The sequence below is a fragment of the Enterococcus sp. 3H8_DIV0648 genome, from assembly GCF_002140655.1.
GTDB lineage: Bacteria > Bacillota > Bacilli > Lactobacillales > Enterococcaceae > Enterococcus_A > Enterococcus_A hulanensis.
Genome location: NZ_NGLG01000001.1, coordinates 1,803,220 through 1,823,811 on the forward strand (window position 1 = coordinate 1,803,220; position 20,592 = coordinate 1,823,811).

A 20,592-nucleotide genomic window follows, 5' to 3' on the forward strand; every position below is an offset into this window, starting at 1 on the left:
CTCGGATTCAAAATGAGTAGTAATTATACAGAAGAAATTTCTATACTACATCATGCCGCCCATCATTGATGGGTCCATTGCTGGTGCAGCAGCTGCTCCACCTTCAACAGGTTTGTCAGCTACGACTGCTTCAGTTGTTAATAGTAATGCAGAGACAGATGCGGCATTTTGTAAAGCTGAACGAGTTACTTTCGTTGGGTCAACGATACCAGTATCGATCATGTTTACATATTCGCCTGATGCAGCATTGAAACCAGTACCGTGGTCAGCATTTTTCAACTTGTCGATTACGACTGAACCTTCAAAACCGGCATTCTCTGCGATTTGACGAACAGGTTCTTCCAATGCACGTACGACAATCTTGATACCTGTAGCTATGTCGCCTTCAGCTTCTAATTCAGAAACCTTCTTGATAACATTAACTAATGCAGTACCACCACCAGATACGATTCCTTCTTCAACAGCAGCGCGTGTTGAGTTTAACGCATCTTCAATACGCAATTTTAATTCTTTCAATTCTGTTTCAGTAGCTGCACCAACTTTGACTACAGCCACACCGCCAGCAAGTTTTGCTAAACGTTCTTGTAGTTTTTCACGGTCAAAGTCAGAAGTCGTTTCACCGATTTGACGTTTGATCATTTCAACACGATCAGTCAAAGCTGCTTTGTCGCCAGCTCCTTCAACAATTGTAGTATTGTCTTTGTCTACGACTACTTTACCAGCAGTACCTAAGTTTTCGATGGTTGCTTCTTTAAGATCCAAGCCAAGGTCTTCAGTAATCACAGTAGCACCTGTTAAGATTGCGATATCTTCAAGCATTGCTTTACGACGATCACCAAAACCTGGAGCTTTAACTGCTACAACATTGAATGTTCCGCGAATCTTGTTCAAGACTAATGTTGGTAATGCTTCACCATCTACATCATCAGCGATGATCAATAATGAACGAGATTGTTGTAGAACTTGTTCTAACAATGGCAAGATATCTTGAATGTTAGAAATTTTCTTGTCTGTGATCAAGATATAAGGATTTTCTAACGCAGCTTCCATTTTGTCATTGTCAGTTACCATGTATTGAGATAAGTAGCCGCGGTCAAATTGCATTCCTTCAACTACGTCTAATTCAGTGTCGATCCCTTTTGATTCTTCAATCGTGATAACACCATCGTTACCAACTTTTTCCATTGCTTCAGCAATCAATTTGCCGACTTCTTCACTGCCTGAAGAAACAGCAGCAACTTGTGCAATCGCATCTTTTGAATCTACTTCTTTAGAAATGCTGTGTAATTCTTCAACTGCAGCTTTTGTAGCCATTTCAATTCCGCGACGAATTCCCATTGGGTTTGCACCGGCAGTTACGTTTTTTAACCCTTCACGTACAATTGCTTGAGTTAAAACTGTCGCTGTTGTTGTACCGTCACCAGCGATATCATTTGTTTTAGAAGCAACTTCAGAAACAAGTTTTGCTCCCATGTTTTCAAAATGATCATCTAGTTCGATATCTTTTGCGATTGTCACACCATCATTTGTGATCAATGGTGATCCATAAGATTTCTCTAAAACAACATTACGTCCTTTTGGTCCTAACGTTACTTTTACTGTATCTGCTAATTTGTCTACTCCGCGAAGCATTGCTGCACGAGCGTCTTCAGAAAATTTAATATCTTTTGCCATAATTCTTTCACCTCATTATTTTTTATTCAACGATTGCCATAATATCTTTTGCAGCAATGATCAAGTATTCACTGCCTTCATATTTCACTTCTGTACCAGCGTATTTTTCAAACATTACCATATCACCAACAGCTACTGGCATTGGACTTTTTTGACCGTTTTCCAGCACATTGCCTTCACCGACAGCCACAACTTTTGCTGTTTGTGGTTTTTCTTTGGCTGCAGAAGCTAAGACTAGGCCTCCAACTGTTTTTTCTTCTTCTTGAGTAACTTCAAGAATGACACGATCACCTAATGGTTTTAACACAATAAATCCCTCCAACTAGTAATGATTTTTCAAGTCGTTAGCACTCTATAACTAAGAGTGCTAACTCACAACTCTTATCATACCATTTTTGTTTCTTTTTGCAAGTCCTTCGTTCGCTTTTTTGATTTTTCTTTCACCGAGTTTTTGATCAAAATATGTTATACTTGAAAACAATAAATGTTCAGAAAGGAAAAATAATGAGCGAAAAAAAATATAGCTTTATAACGATCTTTACTTATGGATTAGTCTTATTTTCCCCGATTGTTTTCTTGCGTATCTTTCAGGCTGATTCATCACAAATCATTCAACTCACAACGCTGGCATATTTTCTTGGTGCGGTCTTAATGATTTTTTACCGTTTGAAATCACGGACCTTTGGGTTGGAAAACCGACAGAAAAATTTCCTGATTGCTGCTTTAATTGGAATCGTCGGAATTCCCGCGTCCTTGATACTGCAAATGGTTATTTTACAAATCGAACAGTGCTTTCTTGGTCAGTCCGTAGCTTCCCAAAATACACAAAATATTGTTCAGTTAATTATGAACAATATGATTTTTATTTTAGCTACAACGATCGCCGGGCCAATCATGGAAGAATTTGTTTTTCGTCGTGCAATTTTCGGTTCTCTAGAAAAAAGATTTGGCTTCTTTTTGCCGGCACTTTTAAGTTCTGTTCTTTTTGCCTTTGCTCACAATGATGGTCACTATCTTTTATATGCTGGATTAGGGTTCTTGTTCTGCGGGATGTATCGCTACAGCGGTCGCATTTGGACGTCTATGATCACCCATGTCGGCATGAACTTATTAGTGATTCTCACTCAATTAGCACTTCAATCTTAAAAGCTGTTAACACTAATCTTTTGCTATTTTGTAAAAACCTCCTTAGACTAAAGATACTTATTAGTCTAAGGAGGTTTTTTTAATGAAAGTAGCAATTATTGGAGCTACAGGAAATGCTGGTTCATTGATTTTGAAAGAAGCTTTATCGCGTAATTTATCAGTCACTGCAATTGTCCGGCATCCTGAAAAGCTTAAGGAGAAGGTCCCCATTTTAGTCAAAGACTTATTTGAACTAACAAAAAAAGATGTAGAGTTCTTTGATGTGGTGATCGACGCTTTTCGTCCGCCTGCAGGTCAGGAGGAGATGCATCAAACCTCTTTGAATCATCTCAGCCATATTTTACGAGGAACAGAGACACGCTTAATCGTTGTCGGCGGAGCTTCTTCTTTGTTTATCGACGATGAGCATCGGATGATTGATGTTTCCGATCCAGAAGCTGTTTACTATCCCACGGCCTATAACATGTATCAAGCCTTTATGGATTTGAAAGCTGCACAACAGTTGAATTGGACTTATCTAAGCCCTGCTGCAAACTTTGTTCCTGATGGACCACGAACCGGAAATTATCAAGTCAGCGACGACCATTTACAAAAAAACGCAGAAGGAAAAAGTGAGATCAGTATGGCAGACTATGCTATTGCAATAATTGATGAAGTGATCGAGCCTAGACATTTGAATCAACATTTTAGCGTTTATAGTTAAATGTCTCAGCAGCCGACTTGCTATTCGTTAAAAGTTTTAAATAGAAATAATCCAAAAAAATGGCAAACCTGCATAAACAGGTTTGCCATTTTTAGATTGCGAATAATTCAGTCGCACTATCTGGATCGGTATCAAAAATTTGAAACTGATGATTCACCCCAAGGTCATAACGAGTCAGAGTCTCTTCCATCGTCATATGGGCTAATTCTTTCATATTATTCTCTTTACTCAAGTGTCCCAGATAGATCCGTTTGGTTCGATCACCAAGAATATCGGTCATAACAAGCGCACCGTCATCATTTGATAAATGTCCTCGGTCACCTAATATCCGCTGCTTCAAGCTCCAAGGGTAAGCCCCCATCCGCAGCATTTCTAAATCATGATTGCTTTCGACTAAATAAGCATCAGCATCTCGAATCGTTCCTCGAACATGTTCACTCGCATAACCGGTATCTGTCAACATTACGAAAGAATGACCATCTTTATAAAAGCGATAAAATTGCGGAGCCGCCGCATCGTGAGAAACGCCAAAACTTTCAATGTCTAAATCACCAAAGGTTAAAACTTTCCCCATTTCAAAAATATGTTTTTGCTCCACATCAACTTTTCCAATCAAAGGAGCCATAGCTTCCCAAGTTTTCTCGTTGGCATAAACAGGCAGCTTATATTTTCGTGCAAGAACGCCAACGCCATGAATATGGTCGCGGTGCTCGTGGGTAACTAATATCGCATCGAGATCTTCAGGTTTTCGATCGACCTCTGCTAATAGCGAAGTGATTTTTTTCCCGCTCAATCCAGCATCAATCAAGATTCTTTTTTGCGGACTTTCTAAGTACAAAGAGTTCCCTGTACTTCCGCTAGCTAAAATGCTGATATTGAAGGCATTATTCATTTCTAACATGAGCAATTGGTCCTCTCTTTTAAAACTGTCCTCAGTATACAACCCTTTTTATGGATTTTCCACCTTTGGAACTAAATTATTGGTAATCACTTGATTGTTCAACGCGTTAACTTTTTCAATCTGCGTTGTTTTATCCGAGGTCTTTATTTTTACGAACCAAACAGGGACATACACATTTTTTTCACGTACCTCAAGTGTTCGAAAATACCCTAAATAGATATTGGTAATGGTTGATTTACTAGGGATATTATTATTGATATACAACGTATTCAAAATTTCCTTTTCAGAATAAAGCGTCATTTTTTCTCGTAAAGGCTCAATCTCTTTCAAATGAGTTTGAGTGTATTTCGAAACACGCTCCTGATCCTCATCTTTAATAATATCTAAAGTTACACGCGAGGTTTCATCAATAAAGGGAATCCCTTCAAATGTTTGTGCACCGACAATTTTCCCCAGATCATCATCCTTCTTAGAAATATCTGGCAGATACGTGTACTCTTCACCATTCACAATAAACTCTTTATCCTTCATAAGATGCTTAAAGCTGTTGTTCGCTTTTTTCAAGTCAAACTCTGCCTCGCCAGTAGGAGTACTGTTCAGAACTTTGTCAGAAACACCCCAAATTCCAACGATTGAATTCGAATCATCATTCACTAATGAATCAAAAGAATCCTGCTCAGCACTTAAATAGTAGCCTTCTTTATGCTCATCTGTAACTTTCTCAGAGACTTTAATGTCGTCATTTTCCAAACGGTGCAAAATATCTTCCCGTTGGTTTGAATTGGTGACAAGGCTTTGTTCATGCTGGTTATTCCAATAAATGCTGAAAAGGAAGATATTTAGCCCTATAAAGACGAGAAAGAAGATCCATTCGATTTTTCTAAAATCCAATTAGCTCGCCTCCATTTCTAGGTTTCCTTGCATCAGCTGATTAGCAGGATACCAGGTGCTGTCGTATTTGACAAACCATTCCGGAGTTAAGGCCACTAATTTATTTACGCCATCGATATCTTGCCAAGTATAGCCAATAATAAAGCTTTGGACTTTTTCAAGATCCAATCCTACTACAGCTAAACTATTTTCGATTTCCAAAGTACTCGGCAGTTCAACTTCTTCATCGGAAGGAATTGGTACTTGAACCGTATCCATACTAGTTTCAATTTTGATTTGCGGAGTAGCGGCATTCGGTGACTGATCAATTTTAACACTCATTTTTCCCTTTGATGATTGGCTAAAAATCGGATAACCTTCAACAAAAATCCGATAATTAATTTGCCCATCGTGGTGATCGAAATAGCGTAGATTTCCAACAGCCGTACCCAAACGACTAACATAGTTAAAACTTTGACTGTAGAAACTTTCCTTTGCCAAGTCTTCTGGCAATTCACCAGTAAATGTAACAAAACGTTTTTGTTCATCCATTATTAGTTCTTCGTGCCCGCTAGCAAAAGAGCGCGCGCCATCATCCTCTTCCTCACCCTTTGCTTGATCAGGATTTTGGAAAAAGGCGTTACGGAAAAGAGAATAAGATTGGGTGGTCAAAATGTAGCTGTATTTTTTTAACCGAACACGTTCCTTCGTTCGCAACAAACGAGGTACTAATGGATTTTCATCAGACATCGGCAAATACTTGCTTTGGTTTTTTTGATAAATATTTTCAATCCCGGAAAAATCTCCGGACATTGTTGCTTCGTAAACCGTACCCTTACTATAATTCAAAAATCGAATTTTTTTATTGGCAAAATCAACTTGAATTTTTGAAAAAAAGATATTATCTGACTCTTTCAACGAATTTAGATTAATTGGCATATCAAAGACCTTGATATATTCGGTCAAAGAAAAGCCGCCTTCATAATTCAACTCAATACCACTATCCAAGCTGTAATAGTTTTTGATTTCTTCTTCCCCGTTGGCTACTTCCTGAAGCTGGCCAAAAGTACTTTCTGTTAAGCGTGCTTGGGTCGTCGCCAAAAGATTTTCACTACTGGTTTGAAATTTTCCCTCTGCCAAATCCCAAATACCGCGAATCGGTAAAAAGGCATCGGTCGCCTTTGCATAATTTTGATTATTTTTGACTGCTTGGTTACTTGTATTAACATCAGCCATTTTTGAGGTAGGACTGAGCCAAATAGCATACGTTAAAATGAGGCTGAGTAAAATCAGAGCAAAAAGTGCAACACGAATGATTTTTTCTGATATTTTCATTCCCAAATGTCCTCCTCATAAGGTTCATAAGGTAAAGAAATATAGAAAGTTGATCCTTTACCTTCAACGCTCTCAACCCAAATTTGACCTTTATGGGCCTTCATAACTTCCTTGGAGATGGCTAATCCGAGTCCAGTTCCGCCTTGTTGACGCGCACGTGCTTTATCTACGCGGTAAAAGCGTTCAAATACTTTTTCTAAATCTTTTTTCGGAATTCCCAGACCTTCATCAGCAATACTTAAAACCACATTGTTATGTGTTTCGATTAAATGAACCTCGATTTTCCCGCCATCAGGAGAGTATTTAATCGCATTGTTCATTACATTATCAATTACTTGCATAATTTTATCGGTATCAATCTCGACCCACAAATCTCGTTCGGTAAACTCGCGGACGATTCGATAGTTTTTCTCTTGGCTATTCACCATCATATCGAAGCGGTCCAAAATGTAATCAACTAGTTCATTGAAGTTGACTAGTTCAAGATCCATTTGCTGCGCACCCGAATCCATTCGAGAAAGGTTCAGCAAATCATTGATCATACGAATCATACGATCTGTCTCACCTAATGTCACATGGATAAACTCTGGCGCCACGGCTTTATCTTGCCACGCGCCTTCTTCCAATGCTTCCAAATAGCTGCGAACGCTGGTTAATGGCGTACGTAATTCATGGGAGACATTCGAAACGAATTGACGGCGTTCTTCCGCTGTTTTTTCCTGCTCAGTAACATCGTGTAACACGACAACCAATCCACTGATAAAACCAGACTCGCGACGAATCATGGCAAAGTCTGAACGCAGTGTCATATTGCCTTCGTCAGAATCAGGTTTTGCACGATTAATCAAAATTTCTTCCGGTGTTTCTAATAATTTTCGTAATGTATATTCTTCTTCTAAATCAAGTAAAGTTAAAATTGATTGACCAATGGCTTCTTCATTAGTGGTTTCCAATAAGGACAAAGCCATCTCATTAATAGTAATAACTTTTCCGCGTCGATCGGTTGCAATGACCCCATCTGTCATATGGGTCAAGACGCTGTCTAAACGATTTCGCTCTGCTTCCATCGTATCTTGAGCATCTTCAATTCGATCGGACAGCTTATTAAAGGTTTCAGCTAATTGACTCAATTCATCGTGTCCTTGGACATCTACTTTTTCAGAATAATCTCCTTGAGCGATTCGAATCGCTTGTTTCTGCATTTCTTTGATGGGTTTTGTGATCGAACGCGCTACAAGTAGAGCGACAACGATCGAAATCATCCCCGCTATTAAAGAAGCAGTAAAGAAGATCAATGCAGTGTTACTAATTTCGGTATATTTTTGCTCAATGTCGCTCTTAACATAAAGAGCCCCGATCACAGCCGAATCGCCGGTCGGGGACTGAATTGGTTGGACATTGATATATACCCGTTTATTATTGTCATCAAGTGTTACATATTGCTTCATCGAAAAATCATCAATATCGCTATACTCATTCTTCTTTCCAATGATAGTGTCTTTTTTTCCCACATCATTGGTGGCTACAACGATTCCTTTATCATCTACTACCCACATCTCTCCGATATCAGCAGCAGTGTTGTTTTCAAGAATACGTTGCAGCTGATCCGCCTCATTTTCGCCATCCTCTGCCATGGTAGCGCCGAGAGTCGTACTTAAGAGGGAAACACGCTGATTCATATCCTTAGTAAAGCTATCGATAGTTGATTTTTCAAGTCCTCTAATAAAGTAAGCACCGATGATCTCGATCGAAATCAGCAAAATCAAGATAAATGAAAAAGCAATCTTGAAATTGACCGATCGGTAAAAACGGACTTTCTTTTCCATACTTACTCCTGTTCAGGGTTGCGTAGATAATAACCTACGCCACGTCTTGTTACTAAATAGGTCGGATGACTTGGATTATCTTCGATTTTTTCACGTAAACGTCTTACAGTCACATCAACTGTTCGTACATCACCGAAATAATCGTAACCCCAAACCGTTTGCAATAGATGCTCACGAGTCATTACTTGTCCAATATGTTTTGCTAAATAATGAAGTAATTCGAATTCTCGATGTGTCAGTTCAATCGTGTCTCCGTGCTTAGTTACCATATAAGCATCTGGATGAATGGTTAAATCACCGATCGTCAAATCACTTTGTGTCGTTTGTTCTTCTTCCTTAGGCGCTTGTCCACCTCTGCGTAAATTAGCTTTTACACGGGCGACTAGTTCACGATTGGAGAATGGTTTAGTCACATAATCATCGGCACCTAATTCCAAGCCTAGAACTTTATCGATCTCAGAATCTTTAGCGGTAACCATAATAATCGGCATTTCATGGGTCTTGCGTACTTCACGAGCCACTTCTAAACCGTCTTTTTTAGGCAACATTAAATCTAATAAAATTAAATCTGGATTGACCTCTTCGACTTTTTCTAAAGCTTCTTCACCGTCATAAGCAGTAAAGACTTCATAGCCTTCTTTGGTTAAATTGAATTTCACGATGTCCGAAATCGGTTTTTCATCGTCAACTACTAGAATTTTTTTCACTAAGAGTCACCTCATACCTTCATAGGATTGTATGTACGCCTTACCATTATACAATAATTTCAATACTGTTTCACCTTTTCAAACAAACGACGTTTTTTTTACAACTATTACTTAAGAAAAAATGAAAAAAGAGACGAGCGTTTGCTCATCTCATCGTTAATATTCATATTTTAACTTTTCAAATTCAAATAAGTTGTTAAATTAATCCAGAACTTGGCAAACTACTCCTAATGAACCTGGTCCTGTGTGCACAGATAACGCTGGAGAAACTTTTCCAAAATAAATATTTTGTGCTGTTGGAAATAACTCTTGTAATCGCTGACGAACTTTTTCTGCAGTTTCTAAAGCATCTGCGTGAGTTACTGCTAGATTGAACCTTTTGTGATTGCCCACATGGTCTTTCACAAGTTGGAGTGTCTTGTCGATACTCTTATTTAATCCTCGCACTTTTGCCACAGTATAATAAATACCATCTGCATTACAGGAAATGATCGGTTTCAATTTCAAGGCGCTTCCCAATAAAGAAGAAACCAGACCAATACGTCCACCCTTTTGCAAATATTCCAAAGTGTCCACATTGAAAAAGATTTTGGTTTTTGGGATCTTACTCTCGACATCAGCAATAACTTCCGTAAATGATTTTCCTTCTTTAACTAAGTCACCAGCATAAATCGCTAAGATGCCTGCACCGATTCCTACATTTTTTGTATCGATCGATTGAAAAGTCAAGCCTTCATAATGCTCACCGAGTACTCGTAATGCATTGTACGTACCGCTTAAGCCACTCGAAATCGTCACCATAATCACATGCGTATACCCTTGTGCTTTTATTTCATCAAAGACTTGATGAATCAACTCACCATCCGGTAAAGAAGTCGAAGGTAGTTCTTTTTTTATCAAAGGAAAAATATTATCGGAACTGATATCAATCCCATCTCTATATTCTCGGTCACTAAAAATGATCCGCAATGGTACCATAAAAAAAGGACCATTATCTATTACTTCTTTAGGAACATCCGTTCCAGAGTCAACTAGGATTGCAATTTTTTCATTCATCATTTTCGCCTTCTTTCTCTTTATCTAATTGAATAATTTTTTCAGCTAACATTTTTTGTGTAAATGAAGCGACAGCGCCTTCCATTGCTAAATAATAGAAATCCTTATTACTACGAGTCAAACTAACCTCTTCACCTAAAACAATTTTAGCAATTTGCATCAAGGATTCCTCTTGAACAGCGCAAAAACTATTATAGGCATCTTTCGGTTCATTAATTGCTAACTGCATACGAATTAATTCATTGATATCAGGAATCGAAAAAACCTGCTTCAATAAAGTGATTGCAATCAAATATGCCAGATGATTGCGGTTGTATCTTTTTTTTACTGGCGGCGGAACTAATTTATGCTTAACGTAATTGTTGACCATCGCACTGGATAAAAGTTGATGCTTTTCATCTTCAATCAGCGGCGTTAAATAACGGTCAACAAGAGTAATTACTTGATCCATGTACAATTCTAATTCAGGCAGCTCTTCCCAACGCGGCAAGCGCAATTCTTTCAATCCTTCTGCCCATGTTCGGAGCTTGGTCTCTTCCATAGTCGACACCCCTTTCATCGATAGTCTATCAAAATTATGGTAATTATACCTGTCTCTTATACACATCTAGATGTGTATAAGAGACAGTTATTGGAGTGTATGTATGAAAAATAAATTATTTCCCATTGGAATCGGCAGCGGCTTGGCAGTGATCATTGTGATCTACTCGATCATTCAAGATTCATTCTCACTGTTCGCTTTAGATGTGTATAAGAGACAGTTCTAATCACGCTAACGCGGGAAGAAAAGCTGAACTCTTATTTCGTTTCTTTAAAATGTTTTTTTGCTCCGCTCTTAAGTTTTGACTTCTACTTTTGTTATGGTTTAGAGTAGAAATACCTTGCGGATGAATTTTTATCTAAATAGCGTTAGCCATTAATTATTGGAGTGTATGCTGTCTCTTATACACATCTAGATGTGTATAAGAGACAGTTTATTTTCTCAGTGCTAACATATGAAAGTACTTTGTTTGGGCCGTTAGCTCAGTTGGTAGAGCAGCTGACTCTTAATCAGCGGGTCGCGGGTTCGAGCCCCTCACGGCCCATTGGGTGCCAAACCCACGTCACCAGTGCATTCTTGGCTACTTCGGTAGTTTAGAAAAGAATGTGCGTGGTGACTTTTTTTGCGTTTTAGAGACCAAAAAAGCTTGTACTATCCGACTATTTTGCTTACTTCAAAAAAAATCCAACTATTTTCCATTTTTTAGTTTACAAAAATATTTCTTATGTTACAATTGTGTTACAGAAATGTTAAGGAGTGATTCTCGTGAAAAAAATGGTTGTGTTAAGTTTGTTGGTATTGAATTTCCCCCTAGTCGCATTTGCTGATACTTCTGAAAGTATCCCTGATAAAACCGTAAGTTCCAGTCAAGAACAAGTAATTGATAGCGCTTCTCTTTCTGAAGAGCAATTCATTGAAGATCCAGTGTCAGACACTCCATCTTTTGTTGAAGAATCAGTAGAAAACCAAGATACTACCAATACAGAAGCGGAAATAACAAATCAAAGTAAAAAAACTGAGGCAGAAACCGAAACCACTACTAGTAAGCCAAAAAAAATAGCAGACACAGTTACTTCAGAAGCACTTGAAGAAAAGAGCGCAACCAAAAATAGTTCCACAAAACAAGTAAAAGTAATTCAAGCGCCAGTAGCTGCTGAAGAAAAAATTATTAATGAATGGACAGCCAACGATATTCGTAAAAATCTGACAAATGCTGATTACGGAATTAATCAAACTGAATTAAATGGGTATACAGATCAAGAGCTGACAAATGCCTTCAGGTTATTCACGCGTTATAATTTTGATGTTACTGGTATGGACTTGGGCAGCTACGTACGCGTTCTGCGAATGGTCTATCATGATCAATCGATTTCATGGGCAGATGCTGAAAAGGCTTTAGCTTTTAACCCGAATATTTACACAACAACTACCGAACTAGCCAATAACATTGATCAATTGCAGGCCTACTTACGAATTCTTTATTCAAGTAAAGAAGGATTTTTACCACTTCGTCATTTTACAAACGAAGAAATGCTGCACATTTTAGATCATCTTAGTGGCGCAGAAAACGAACTGAGCGCAGCCAATGGTTTATTCTCTGGTCTTGTTCATTGGTTATATAACTCTCAAAAAGGTAACGGACCCATTGAGAATAGTCCTGAACCAGGTTCGCCCATTCAAAATATGGGAACAACTACTACCGTTGAAAATACAGCCGTGGTCCTTGCTGCAAACACAACAAAAAATGAAGTTCAAGCACAATCTGCTGGTCAAAAAGAATATCCTAAGACAGGTGAAAGTCGCAACCTAGTTTTTACTTTCACTGGAATTGCATTATTTATCATTACAGGTATTGTGATTTTGAAAAGACGTGTACATTCTTAACCATCAATTTCTTACTTATTTCAAAGGCCCCCAAAACAGAAAATGATTCTGTTTTGGAGGCTTTTATAATAGATATGTAATACTAATGCAGTTTTTTCTATCAATAAAATTATTCTTTTGATAGTAACCATATATTTTTCTCATTATGCTACAATTATGTTACGGAAATTGAAGGAGTGATTTTATGAAAAAAATGGTTGTTGTTGGTTTGTTGTCCTTGTGTTCTCCGCTCATTTCATTTGCTGATACCTCTAATGATGTCCCAGATAATGCTCTAGTTCCTAGTCAAGAACAAGTAATTGAAAGCAGTCCCATTATTGATGGATCAACGACTGACTCACAAGAAAATACCTCTGATATCTCCACTGAAGGTCAGAATGGTACAGAAACAACCAGCTCAATTCAAGAATCAGACGCTGAAAAACTTTCAAGTACCGAAGAATCTGCAAAAGTCGAGCAAGTAGTTGAAACATCTACTACTGAATCGACAAAGGTTGAAGACACAACGACTTTAGAGACGGAAGCTGCAATAATTCCTGAATTAGTCGAAAAGAAAACCATCCCCTTGACAGCTAAACGAGCTGCAACAATAACTGTGCCGTTAGAGACTCCACCCGACGAAAATGGTGTTACTCAAGGGCTGTTTCCTGAATATCTTCGCGAATTCATAAGCAATAATAAAGAGTACGGTGTAAGCGAAAAAGAACTAAAGAGTTACACTGACAAAGATTTAGAGACGGCTTTCTCTCTGTTCGCCGCCTACAGTGGAGACATTAAATCTATGAGCCTTGACAAATACGTAAAAGTACTGCGTATGATTTATCGCGACAAAGTCATTTCAGTGGCTGATTTCGAAAAAGCTCTATCATTTAACTTGAATTCGCTTGAATACACAACAAGCGCTGAATTAGCAAAGGATCTGGACAAATTACAGTTCTATTTGCGAACACTTTATTCTTACGAAGACGGCTTTTTCCCAATGCGTACCTTCACAAATGAAGAAATGCTGCGCTATTTAGATTACTTCAGCGCATTTGAAGAAGAATTAGGTAAACGGAACCACTTTTTCTCAGGCTTTATCCATTGGCTGTATTACACTCAGAATGAAGCCGATCCTACTAAAGGAGATAGCCTAATCGTGGTAATTGGATCTGGCCCGAATGAACTGTTCACTCTTGAAAGAACGGAGCTAAACGAAACAGCTAAATCAAAGATCGAGTCTCTTGCTGTGGCTTCGACTATTCCCAACACAGCTAAAAGAAACAACTTAGCTTCAACACCACAAGCACAGCAAGCAGTCGGACAACAGAATAGTCAAAAGAAATATCCTGCGACTGGAGAAAATAGCAATCCAGCGCTTACGCTTTTAGGGATCGTGTCGTTCTTGACCGCCGGTATCATAATCTTTAAACAGCGTACTCATTCGTAATCGCTTAAAAAGGAGAACAAACAGATTCAGCATCTGTTTGTTCTCCTTTTGTTTTAAACTGCCACAGCCTTCTCATTTTTCAAATGCTGCAATTTCTTCTTATAATAAGCAACTTCATCCTCAGAGGAATAAATAAAGTGTCCTGGCGCAATTTCTCGCAAAGAACGAGCCTTTCCATCATGAGGTTCTGTTTGATATTTTATACGTCGTCGTTGACGCTCATGATCGGGATCAGGCATCGGAATCGCAGACAATAAACTTTCGGTATATGGATGCACACCATAATGATAAATCTCGTCACTACTTCCGACTTCTAATAAATGACCATTATTCATAACGCCGATGCGATCGCTAATATGTTTCACCATTGACAGGTCATGTGCAATGAATAGATAAGTCAAGTTATGCTCTTTTTGCAAGTCCTGCAATAGATTTACGACTTGAGCTTGGATCGATACGTCCAAGGCCGAGATCGGTTCGTCACAGATAATGAAACGCGGACGTACAGCTAAAGCACGAGCAATTCCGATCCGTTGTCGCTGTCCTCCGGAAAATTCGTGGGGATATCGTGTCCCATGACTTGGATTCAACCCAACTGTCTCTAACAGATCATTCACGATTTTGTCCCGCTCTTTTGGTGTTTTAGCCAAACCATTTACATCGATACCTTCTGCAATAATATCTTTGACTTTCATCCGTGGATTTAATGAAGCATACGGATCTTGAAAGATCATTTGAACATCACGACGAAATTTGGTTAGTTCCGCTTTTCCATGAATTTCTGTTACATCTTTACCATCGAAAAGTATTTCGCCATCTGTTTGCTGGTTCAGGCGAATAATCGTCCGACCCGTGGTTGATTTTCCGCTGCCAGATTCTCCTACTAACCCGAAAGTCTCCCCTTCATTAATATGAAAGCTCACATCGTTTACGGCGCGGACTTCATTTTTACTGCCGGTATTAAAATACTGTTTCAGATTGTTTACTTCTAATAATCGTTTTTCCATCGTAGTCCTCCGTTTCTCTCGCTAAAATTAAGCGGAATATTGGTCTTGCTTCTTGCGAAAAATATCCCAACGTCGTTGAATCTCAGCTGGAGGAGTGACTACGGGTGCTTGCGGTGCAAGCAGCCAAGTCGCTGCCTTATGAGTATCAGAAAGTTCAAAAAATGGCGGTTCCATTTCTGCATCGATCTTTAATGCAAACTCATTACGGGGATAAAAAGCATCGCCCTTTGGTGGATCCAATAGATCCGGCGGAGAACCAGGAATCGCATATAAGCGATCATTCTCGCTTTCCAATGTTGGCATTGAGCCAAGTAATCCCCATGTATATGGATGTTGCGGGTTATAAAAGATTTCTTCGGCTGTACCAACTTCCACGATTCTGCCTGCGTACATTACTGCTACTCGATCAGCAACATTTGCTACAACCCCAAGGTCATGAGTAATAAAGATGATTGACGTTTCTATTTTTTCTTGGATTTCTTTTAGTAATTCTAAAATTTGTGCTTGGATCGTCACATCGAGAGCTGTGGTCGGCTCATCAGCGATCAATATCTCAGGGTTGCAAATCAAAGCGATAGCGATAACGATCCGCTGGCGTTGACCACCAGAAAATTGGTGCGGATAATTTTTCAAACGTTTTTCTGCATCAGGAATACCAACTAGATTCAATAAATCAAGAGCTGCTTTCAAGCTTTCTTTTTTTGAAACATTTTTATGTTTACGCAAAGACTCTGCCACTTGTTTACCAATCGTCATGGTTGGATCAAGAGACGTCATGGGATCTTGGAAGATCATCGCAATTTCTCGACCGCGAATCTTTTGCATTTCTTTTTCTGATTTATCGACAAGATCCTGTCCTTTGAATAAAATCTGCCCTTCATCAATATTGGCGTTACTAGAAAGCAGACGCATGATCGTGCGGGTGGTAACGGATTTACCGCTGCCCGATTCTCCTACGATTGCTAAGGTTTCTCCTTTATTCAAATCAAAGTCCACACCACGAATTGCTCGAACCTTTCCGGCATAGGTGTCGAATGAAATATTCAAGTTATTTACTTCTAAAATTTTTTCCATAAATCGTCACTCTTTCATTTTCGGATCGAAGGCGTCACGCAGACCATCGGCTAACAGATTGAAACAAATCATGATCAGTGAAATAGTCACCGCTGGAATCCACAATAAGTATGGTAAATATAAAAATGTTTTGTACCCGTCGTTCAACAAAGTACCTAATGAAGCGGCCGGCGGTGTTAAGCCTAGTCCGATGAAACTCAAGAAAGCTTCAAAGAAAATCGCAGTTGGAATACTAAACATCATTTGAATGATGATCACACTGGAAATATTCGGAACAATATGTTTGAAGGCGATCTTCCATTTTGATTCTCCTAAAGTCATCCCAGCAAGGACATATTCTTGGTCTTTCAGTTTGAGGGTCTGGGCTCGAACGATCCGCGCCATTGGAATCCAGTTGGTGATCGCCATAGCAGCAACGATCGAAAATATTCCCGGTTCAAAAACGACTAGCATTAAAATCATGACTACTAGGTTAGGAATACCAGAAAGGATTTCCAAGAAACGCTGCATTGCGTTATCCACTCGTCCGCCTAACATACCGGAAATCAATCCATAGGCAACACCAATCGTGATATCAAACAGCGCTGCGATAAATGCGATCAATAGCGAGATTCGCGTCCCCATAAACAAACGACTCAGAACATCGCGTCCTAGTCCATCCGTTCCTAATAGATAATTCACATTATTAGGTACATCCGCTTGTGCGTATTTATCAACTAATTCACCAGCAACCATTGTTTTTCCATTTAGTCCATTAATATTCAGACCTGGAACACGCGGAGGTAAATTAATGTAATCAACATTTTGCTTGCTTGGATCTTGCGGTGAAACAAAGATCGTGACGATCGAAATGAAGATAATCACGGCTAGCAGGATCATTGAAATAACGGCCGCTTTATTTTTCTTTAAACGACGCCAAGAGTCCTGCAGAAAATTCAGCGAAGGTGTCGCGATCTCCTCACGTTCCTCTTCGGTATTTTTTTGTAAGGGTTGAAATTCATCAGCGGGAATATCAACGATTGAAGGATATTTCATTTCCATTAGCTTTTACTCCCTTCCGATAGACGAATACGAGGATCAACCAATCCATAAAGCAGATCGACAACTAAAATAACAAAGACCAGCATGAATGAGTAAAGAATCGTTACGGCCATAATTGTTGGATAATCATTCGTCATGATCGATTTTACAAATTGTTCTCCAATACCGGGAATCGCAAAAATATTTTCAACTACAAGCGAGCCAGTCATCAGAGCTACTGCCAGAGGTCCCAACAAAGTCATTAATGGAATCAGACTATTGCGCAGACCATGCTTAAAGGCGATCTCCCAACGACTTAATCCTTTTGCCCGAGCTAGTTCAACATAATCACTGTGGAGGACCTCCACCATTTCAGTTCGAATAAAACGAGCCGAGTCAGCCAGCGGCGACATGGCTAGTGCCAGTGTTGGTAAAATTGTATAAGCAAAACCTTCCCATTTAGCAATAGGCAGGATGCGTAATTTCATGGCGAAAATATATTGTAATAATACAGCGAAAACAAAGTTAGGAATCGAACGACCTAAAATCGCAACTAGCGTTGAAGCCGTATCCGCCCATGAGTTTTGTTTCATAGCGGAGATCGTCCCTAAAATGATTCCAACGAATGTTCCGAAAAGAATAGCTTGCAAGCCTAATTGCAATGACGGTCCGATTCGTCCTGCTAACAATGCAGCAACTGCTTGATTTTTGAATTGGAAAGAAATTCCGAAGTTTCCTTGTACGAGGTTTGATAAGTAAATCCCGTATTGCACGATTACCGGTTTATCTAAACCAACTTGCTTATTAAGCATGGCAATCGTTTCTGGACTTAACCGTTCTTGGTTGGTATAAGGTGTCCCTGGCAATAATTGCATTAAGAAGAATGTGATGGTCGCAATCAGCCATAAGGTGATCAACATGAAAAAGACACGTTTAAAAAAATATTTCAGATAACTGCCCATGTGGTGCCTCCTATTTCAGCATAAAGTCATCATTTTTCTAATCACGCTAACGCGGGAAGAAAAGCTGAACTCTTATTTCGTTTCTTTAAAATGTTTTTTTGCTCCGCTCTTAAGTTTTGACTTCTACTTTTGTTATGGTTTAGAGTAGAAATACCTTGCGGATGAATTTTTATCTAAATAGCGTTAGCCATTAATTATTGGAGTGTATGTATGAAAAATAAATTATTTCCCATTGGAATCGGCAGCGGCTTGGCAGTGATCATTGTGATCTACTCGATCATTCAAGATTCATTCTCACTGTTCGCTTTATCAAACCGATTTTTCTTAACCGGATTACCCTTTTTAATCATTGGTATCCTGCTTTGGATTTTTTCTTCGGGCTTCTTCGATTACTTTCAGCATTCAATGCATCAAGCATTTAGCAGGAAGCAAAAGAAAAAATCAGAATTTCAGTCCCTCTCACAAGTCGGACAAGGACGCTACGCTTTTTGGTTGATTGTTGCAGCTGTGTTAATCGCTGCTTCGATCATCTGTGCGTTGTTAGTCATGTTTTAAAAGGAAGTTGGAGCGAGTTTCGCTCCAACTTCTTTTCATTTGTCTAACTATTCTTCAATATAAGTCCATTTGTAGTCCCAAGAAGCACCGGCAGGATGATGAACAACCCCTTTGATTTTCTTGTTAACTAAATGAGCTTCAGATAATTGGTAAAGTGGTGCTACACCGGATTCTTTAGAAATGATCTCATTGGCTTTTTGCAAGTCATCCCAACGAGCTTCTTCATCGCTTGCATCTTTGTTGCCAGAATTTTCAACTGCTTTGTCGTATTCCTCATTGCTCCAACGACCACGGTTATATGAGTTTCCTGTTACGAACAAATCAGTAAAGCTAGATGGGTCAGCATAGTCAGCTCCCCAACCGCCAAGCAGTACATCAAAATCTCCGGCGTTAGAACGATCTAGACGAACAGAGAATGGTACTGGTGTTGGTTTCACTTTGATACCTGGCAGCGTTTCTTCTAAAGCACTTTGCATATATTCAATAACTTTTTTCGAAGAGTCCGTATCAGAGGCCATCAATTCGAATGAAAGTGAATCGATCTTCAATTCTTTTTTCGCTTTATCCCAATACTCTTTTGCTTTTTCTTTATCATAAGGTGCTAAGTTGCCAGCTTCTTTCGCAAAATCCTCATCGGTCTTAGGATTTTTTGACATACCTGACGGCACTAATCCGGTAGATACTACAGAACCATCGCCTAACACTTGGTTGACTAAAGATTTACGGTTGATGGCATAAGAGATTGCTTTACGTAAGTTTTCATTTCTGAAGGGTGAATCTTCTTTTCGCTGATTGTATTCAAGATAGCTGGTACGAGCTTCCTTGAAAGATTTGTATGCTGGGTCATTTGCATTTTGTTGTGCCAATTCACCAGATAGAATCACATCATCGGCTTCGCCATCTTTAAACAAGTTCAAAGAAGTAGAAGATTCCTTGACGACATTGACTTTAACTTTAGATAATTTGACTTCATCTTTATCCCAGTAGGTATCATTTTTCTTATATTCCCACTCCGTATCAGTACCCGGTCCATCAAAGCCTTCTAATGTGAATGGACCATTATAAACTGCTTTATCACTCTTAGTGGCGTATTCTTTTCCGTTTGCTTCTACCACTTTTTGATTTTGTGGGAAGAATGAAGGGAATGCCAATAGATAGTCGAAATATGGTGTAGGTTTTGATAATTTGATTTCTAATTCATAATCATTGACTGCTTTGATCCCTAATTCATCTGGGGCTTTTTTGCCAGCTGTAATATCAGCCGCATTTTCCACAGGTTCGAACAAGTAAGCATATTCTGAGGCTGTCTCTGGTTTAACTGTACGCTGCCAACCGAAGACATAATCTTTAGCCGTTACTGGATCACCATTAGACCATTTGGCATCTTTTCTTAATTTCACAGTATAGGTTTTGCCGTCATCACTGACTTTGACTTTTTCGCTTGCACCTGCAGGCTGTGGTTTATTGTCTTTGTCTAAACGGTAAATTCCTTCATAAACATTATTTAGTGCAGTAAAACTAATTGTATCTGTCGCTACCGACAAGTCGGCTGTAGGCATTTCTTGTTGGACCACTAAATTAAATGTGCCATTGTCTTTTGCCTTCGCACTTGAACTGCTCTCATCAGTCGAAGCGCTCCCACCGCCGTAACATCCCGCCAGAGCGAGTCCGCAAATTGCGATGATCCCATATGCTAATTTGTTCCTCATATCTTTTTCCCCTTTTGATTCAATTTTCAGAATAATTATGAAGTTCTGAATATGTCGAGTAGTTTAATCATTTGTTTTTAATAAATCAACACATATGCTCTAATAATTTTTTTGCTTTTTTGAAAGAATCCTAAGAAAACTTGTAGATTCAACAATTCTCCTAGAAAATTTTTTTATTCTAACAAATTCCGAA

At 39.0% G+C, this 20,592-nt stretch carries 20 protein-coding genes and 1 tRNA gene; 7 read left to right on the forward strand and 14 right to left on the reverse strand.

Features of this window, described 5'->3' with window-relative positions:
* Positions 1-45: 45 nt before the first annotated feature.
* A complete protein-coding gene (gene groL, locus A5875_RS08375; RefSeq protein WP_088933169.1) occupies positions 46-1,674 on the reverse strand; it encodes a chaperonin GroEL in 1,629 nt (542 codons plus the stop codon).
* A 22-nt stretch (positions 1,675-1,696) separates the two neighbouring features.
* Positions 1,697-1,981: a co-chaperone GroES gene (gene groES, locus A5875_RS08380; protein ID WP_010745764.1), complete on the reverse strand. Its 285-nt coding sequence runs from the start codon at positions 1,979-1,981 to the stop codon at positions 1,697-1,699.
* A gap of 197 nt (positions 1,982-2,178) precedes the next feature.
* On the opposite strand from groES, the gene A5875_RS08385 reads away from it, so the two are divergent.
* Entirely contained in the window at positions 2,179-2,820 is a 642-nt protein-coding gene (locus A5875_RS08385) for a CPBP family intramembrane glutamic endopeptidase (protein WP_088933170.1), read from the forward strand.
* 82 nt (positions 2,821-2,902) lie between these two features.
* Positions 2,903-3,523, forward strand: a complete 621-nt coding sequence (locus A5875_RS08390) for an NAD(P)-dependent oxidoreductase (protein WP_088933171.1) — start codon at positions 2,903-2,905, stop codon at positions 3,521-3,523.
* 91 nt (positions 3,524-3,614) lie between these two features.
* Here the strand turns inward: A5875_RS08390 and A5875_RS08395 are convergent, their stop codons facing one another.
* From A5875_RS08395 to A5875_RS08425, 7 genes are all read right to left on the reverse strand, one after another.
* Positions 3,615-4,424 (reverse strand): MBL fold metallo-hydrolase, encoded by an 810-nt coding sequence (locus A5875_RS08395; RefSeq protein WP_088933172.1) that lies wholly within the window; start codon positions 4,422-4,424, stop codon positions 3,615-3,617.
* 48 nt (positions 4,425-4,472) lie between these two features.
* A complete protein-coding gene (locus A5875_RS08400) occupies positions 4,473-5,315 on the reverse strand; it encodes a two-component system regulatory protein YycI (RefSeq protein ID WP_088933173.1) in 843 nt (280 codons plus the stop codon).
* A complete protein-coding gene (locus A5875_RS08405; RefSeq protein WP_088933174.1) occupies positions 5,316-6,629 on the reverse strand; it encodes a YycH family regulatory protein in 1,314 nt (437 codons plus the stop codon). It abuts the gene before it with no gap.
* Complete coding sequence (gene walK / locus A5875_RS08410) at positions 6,626-8,455, reverse strand: cell wall metabolism sensor histidine kinase WalK (protein ID WP_088933175.1); 1,830 nt, start codon at positions 8,453-8,455, stop codon at positions 6,626-6,628. Before walK ends, A5875_RS08405 begins: the two co-directional genes overlap by 4 nt.
* 2 nt (positions 8,456-8,457) lie before the next feature.
* Positions 8,458-9,162: a response regulator YycF gene (yycF, locus tag A5875_RS08415; protein WP_010740621.1), complete on the reverse strand. Its 705-nt coding sequence runs from the start codon at positions 9,160-9,162 to the stop codon at positions 8,458-8,460.
* 201 nt (positions 9,163-9,363) lie between these two features.
* A complete protein-coding gene (locus A5875_RS08420) occupies positions 9,364-10,221 on the reverse strand; it encodes a DegV family protein (RefSeq protein WP_176244642.1) in 858 nt (285 codons plus the stop codon).
* Positions 10,211-10,759, reverse strand: a complete 549-nt coding sequence (locus tag A5875_RS08425; protein WP_088933177.1) for a DUF1836 domain-containing protein — start codon at positions 10,757-10,759, stop codon at positions 10,211-10,213. Before A5875_RS08425 ends, A5875_RS08420 begins: the two co-directional genes overlap by 11 nt.
* Positions 10,760-10,862: 103 nt before the next feature.
* On the opposite strand from A5875_RS08425, the gene A5875_RS23210 reads away from it, so the two are divergent.
* From A5875_RS23210 to A5875_RS08440, 4 genes are all read left to right on the forward strand, one after another.
* Positions 10,863-10,985, forward strand: a complete 123-nt coding sequence (locus A5875_RS23210) for a hypothetical protein (protein ID WP_254911862.1) — start codon at positions 10,863-10,865, stop codon at positions 10,983-10,985.
* Positions 10,986-11,230: 245 nt separating this feature from the next.
* Positions 11,231-11,303: transfer RNA gene (locus tag A5875_RS08430), tRNA-Lys, on the forward strand.
* Positions 11,304-11,533: 230 nt separating this feature from the next.
* Positions 11,534-12,643: an LPXTG cell wall anchor domain-containing protein gene (locus A5875_RS08435; protein WP_242551245.1), complete on the forward strand. Its 1,110-nt coding sequence runs from the start codon at positions 11,534-11,536 to the stop codon at positions 12,641-12,643.
* A gap of 184 nt (positions 12,644-12,827) precedes the next feature.
* On the forward strand, positions 12,828-14,072 hold the full coding sequence (locus tag A5875_RS08440; protein WP_088933179.1) for an LPXTG cell wall anchor domain-containing protein: 1,245 nt from the start codon (positions 12,828-12,830) through the stop codon (positions 14,070-14,072).
* A gap of 53 nt (positions 14,073-14,125) precedes the next feature.
* On the opposite strand, the gene A5875_RS08445 is transcribed toward A5875_RS08440, so the two are convergent.
* From A5875_RS08445 to opp3b, 4 genes are read right to left on the reverse strand one after another with little or no spacing between them, the layout of a single operon-like run.
* Positions 14,126-15,079: an ABC transporter ATP-binding protein gene (locus tag A5875_RS08445; RefSeq protein WP_088933180.1), complete on the reverse strand. Its 954-nt coding sequence runs from the start codon at positions 15,077-15,079 to the stop codon at positions 14,126-14,128.
* Positions 15,080-15,106: 27 nt separating this feature from the next.
* Positions 15,107-16,153 (reverse strand): ABC transporter ATP-binding protein, encoded by a 1,047-nt coding sequence (locus A5875_RS08450; protein ID WP_088933181.1) that lies wholly within the window; start codon positions 16,151-16,153, stop codon positions 15,107-15,109.
* A gap of 6 nt (positions 16,154-16,159) precedes the next feature.
* Complete coding sequence (gene opp3C / locus A5875_RS08455) at positions 16,160-17,194, reverse strand: oligopeptide ABC transporter permease (protein ID WP_088933182.1); 1,035 nt, start codon at positions 17,192-17,194, stop codon at positions 16,160-16,162.
* Entirely contained in the window at positions 17,194-18,135 is a 942-nt protein-coding gene (gene opp3b, locus A5875_RS08460; protein WP_088933183.1) for an oligopeptide ABC transporter permease, read from the reverse strand. The genes opp3C and opp3b overlap by 1 nt, the downstream gene beginning before the upstream one ends.
* A gap of 210 nt (positions 18,136-18,345) precedes the next feature.
* On the opposite strand from opp3b, the gene A5875_RS08465 reads away from it, so the two are divergent.
* Positions 18,346-18,690 (forward strand): DUF3899 domain-containing protein, encoded by a 345-nt coding sequence (locus A5875_RS08465; RefSeq protein ID WP_088933184.1) that lies wholly within the window; start codon positions 18,346-18,348, stop codon positions 18,688-18,690.
* A 47-nt stretch (positions 18,691-18,737) separates the two neighbouring features.
* On the opposite strand, the gene A5875_RS08470 is transcribed toward A5875_RS08465, so the two are convergent.
* Positions 18,738-20,399, reverse strand: coding sequence for a peptide ABC transporter substrate-binding protein (locus A5875_RS08470; RefSeq protein WP_088933185.1), 1,662 nt, complete (start codon positions 20,397-20,399; stop codon positions 18,738-18,740).
* Between the last annotated feature and the right edge of the window lie 193 nt (positions 20,400-20,592).

Bases quoted from the DNA above. Each gene is read 5' to 3' on its own strand.
- A5875_RS08440 (WP_088933179.1), top strand. From the start codon at position 12,828: ATGAAAAAAATGGTTGTTGTTGGTTTGTTGTCCTTGTGTTCTCCGCTC.
- A5875_RS08420 (WP_176244642.1), bottom strand. From the start codon at position 10,221: ATGATGAATGAAAAAATTGCAATCCTAGTTGACTCTGGAACGGATGTT.
- A5875_RS08445 (WP_088933180.1), bottom strand. From the start codon at position 15,079: ATGGAAAAACGATTATTAGAAGTAAACAATCTGAAACAGTATTTTAAT.
- A5875_RS08385 (WP_088933170.1), top strand. From the start codon at position 2,179: ATGAGCGAAAAAAAATATAGCTTTATAACGATCTTTACTTATGGATTA.
- A5875_RS08425 (WP_088933177.1), bottom strand. From the start codon at position 10,759: ATGGAAGAGACCAAGCTCCGAACATGGGCAGAAGGATTGAAAGAATTG.
- A5875_RS08465 (WP_088933184.1), top strand. From the start codon at position 18,346: ATGAAAAATAAATTATTTCCCATTGGAATCGGCAGCGGCTTGGCAGTG.
- A5875_RS08390 (WP_088933171.1), top strand. From the start codon at position 2,903: ATGAAAGTAGCAATTATTGGAGCTACAGGAAATGCTGGTTCATTGATT.
- opp3b (WP_088933183.1), bottom strand. From the start codon at position 18,135: ATGGGCAGTTATCTGAAATATTTTTTTAAACGTGTCTTTTTCATGTTG.
- A5875_RS08470 (WP_088933185.1), bottom strand. From the start codon at position 20,399: ATGAGGAACAAATTAGCATATGGGATCATCGCAATTTGCGGACTCGCT.
- A5875_RS08435 (WP_242551245.1), top strand. From the start codon at position 11,534: ATGGTTGTGTTAAGTTTGTTGGTATTGAATTTCCCCCTAGTCGCATTT.
- A5875_RS08450 (WP_088933181.1), bottom strand. From the start codon at position 16,153: ATGGAAAAAATTTTAGAAGTAAATAACTTGAATATTTCATTCGACACC.
- A5875_RS08405 (WP_088933174.1), bottom strand. From the start codon at position 6,629: ATGAAAATATCAGAAAAAATCATTCGTGTTGCACTTTTTGCTCTGATT.
- A5875_RS23210 (WP_254911862.1), top strand. From the start codon at position 10,863: ATGAAAAATAAATTATTTCCCATTGGAATCGGCAGCGGCTTGGCAGTG.
- A5875_RS08395 (WP_088933172.1), bottom strand. From the start codon at position 4,424: ATGTTAGAAATGAATAATGCCTTCAATATCAGCATTTTAGCTAGCGGA.
- opp3C (WP_088933182.1), bottom strand. From the start codon at position 17,194: ATGGAAATGAAATATCCTTCAATCGTTGATATTCCCGCTGATGAATTT.
- groL (WP_088933169.1), bottom strand. From the start codon at position 1,674: ATGGCAAAAGATATTAAATTTTCTGAAGACGCTCGTGCAGCAATGCTT.
- walK (WP_088933175.1), bottom strand. From the start codon at position 8,455: ATGGAAAAGAAAGTCCGTTTTTACCGATCGGTCAATTTCAAGATTGCT.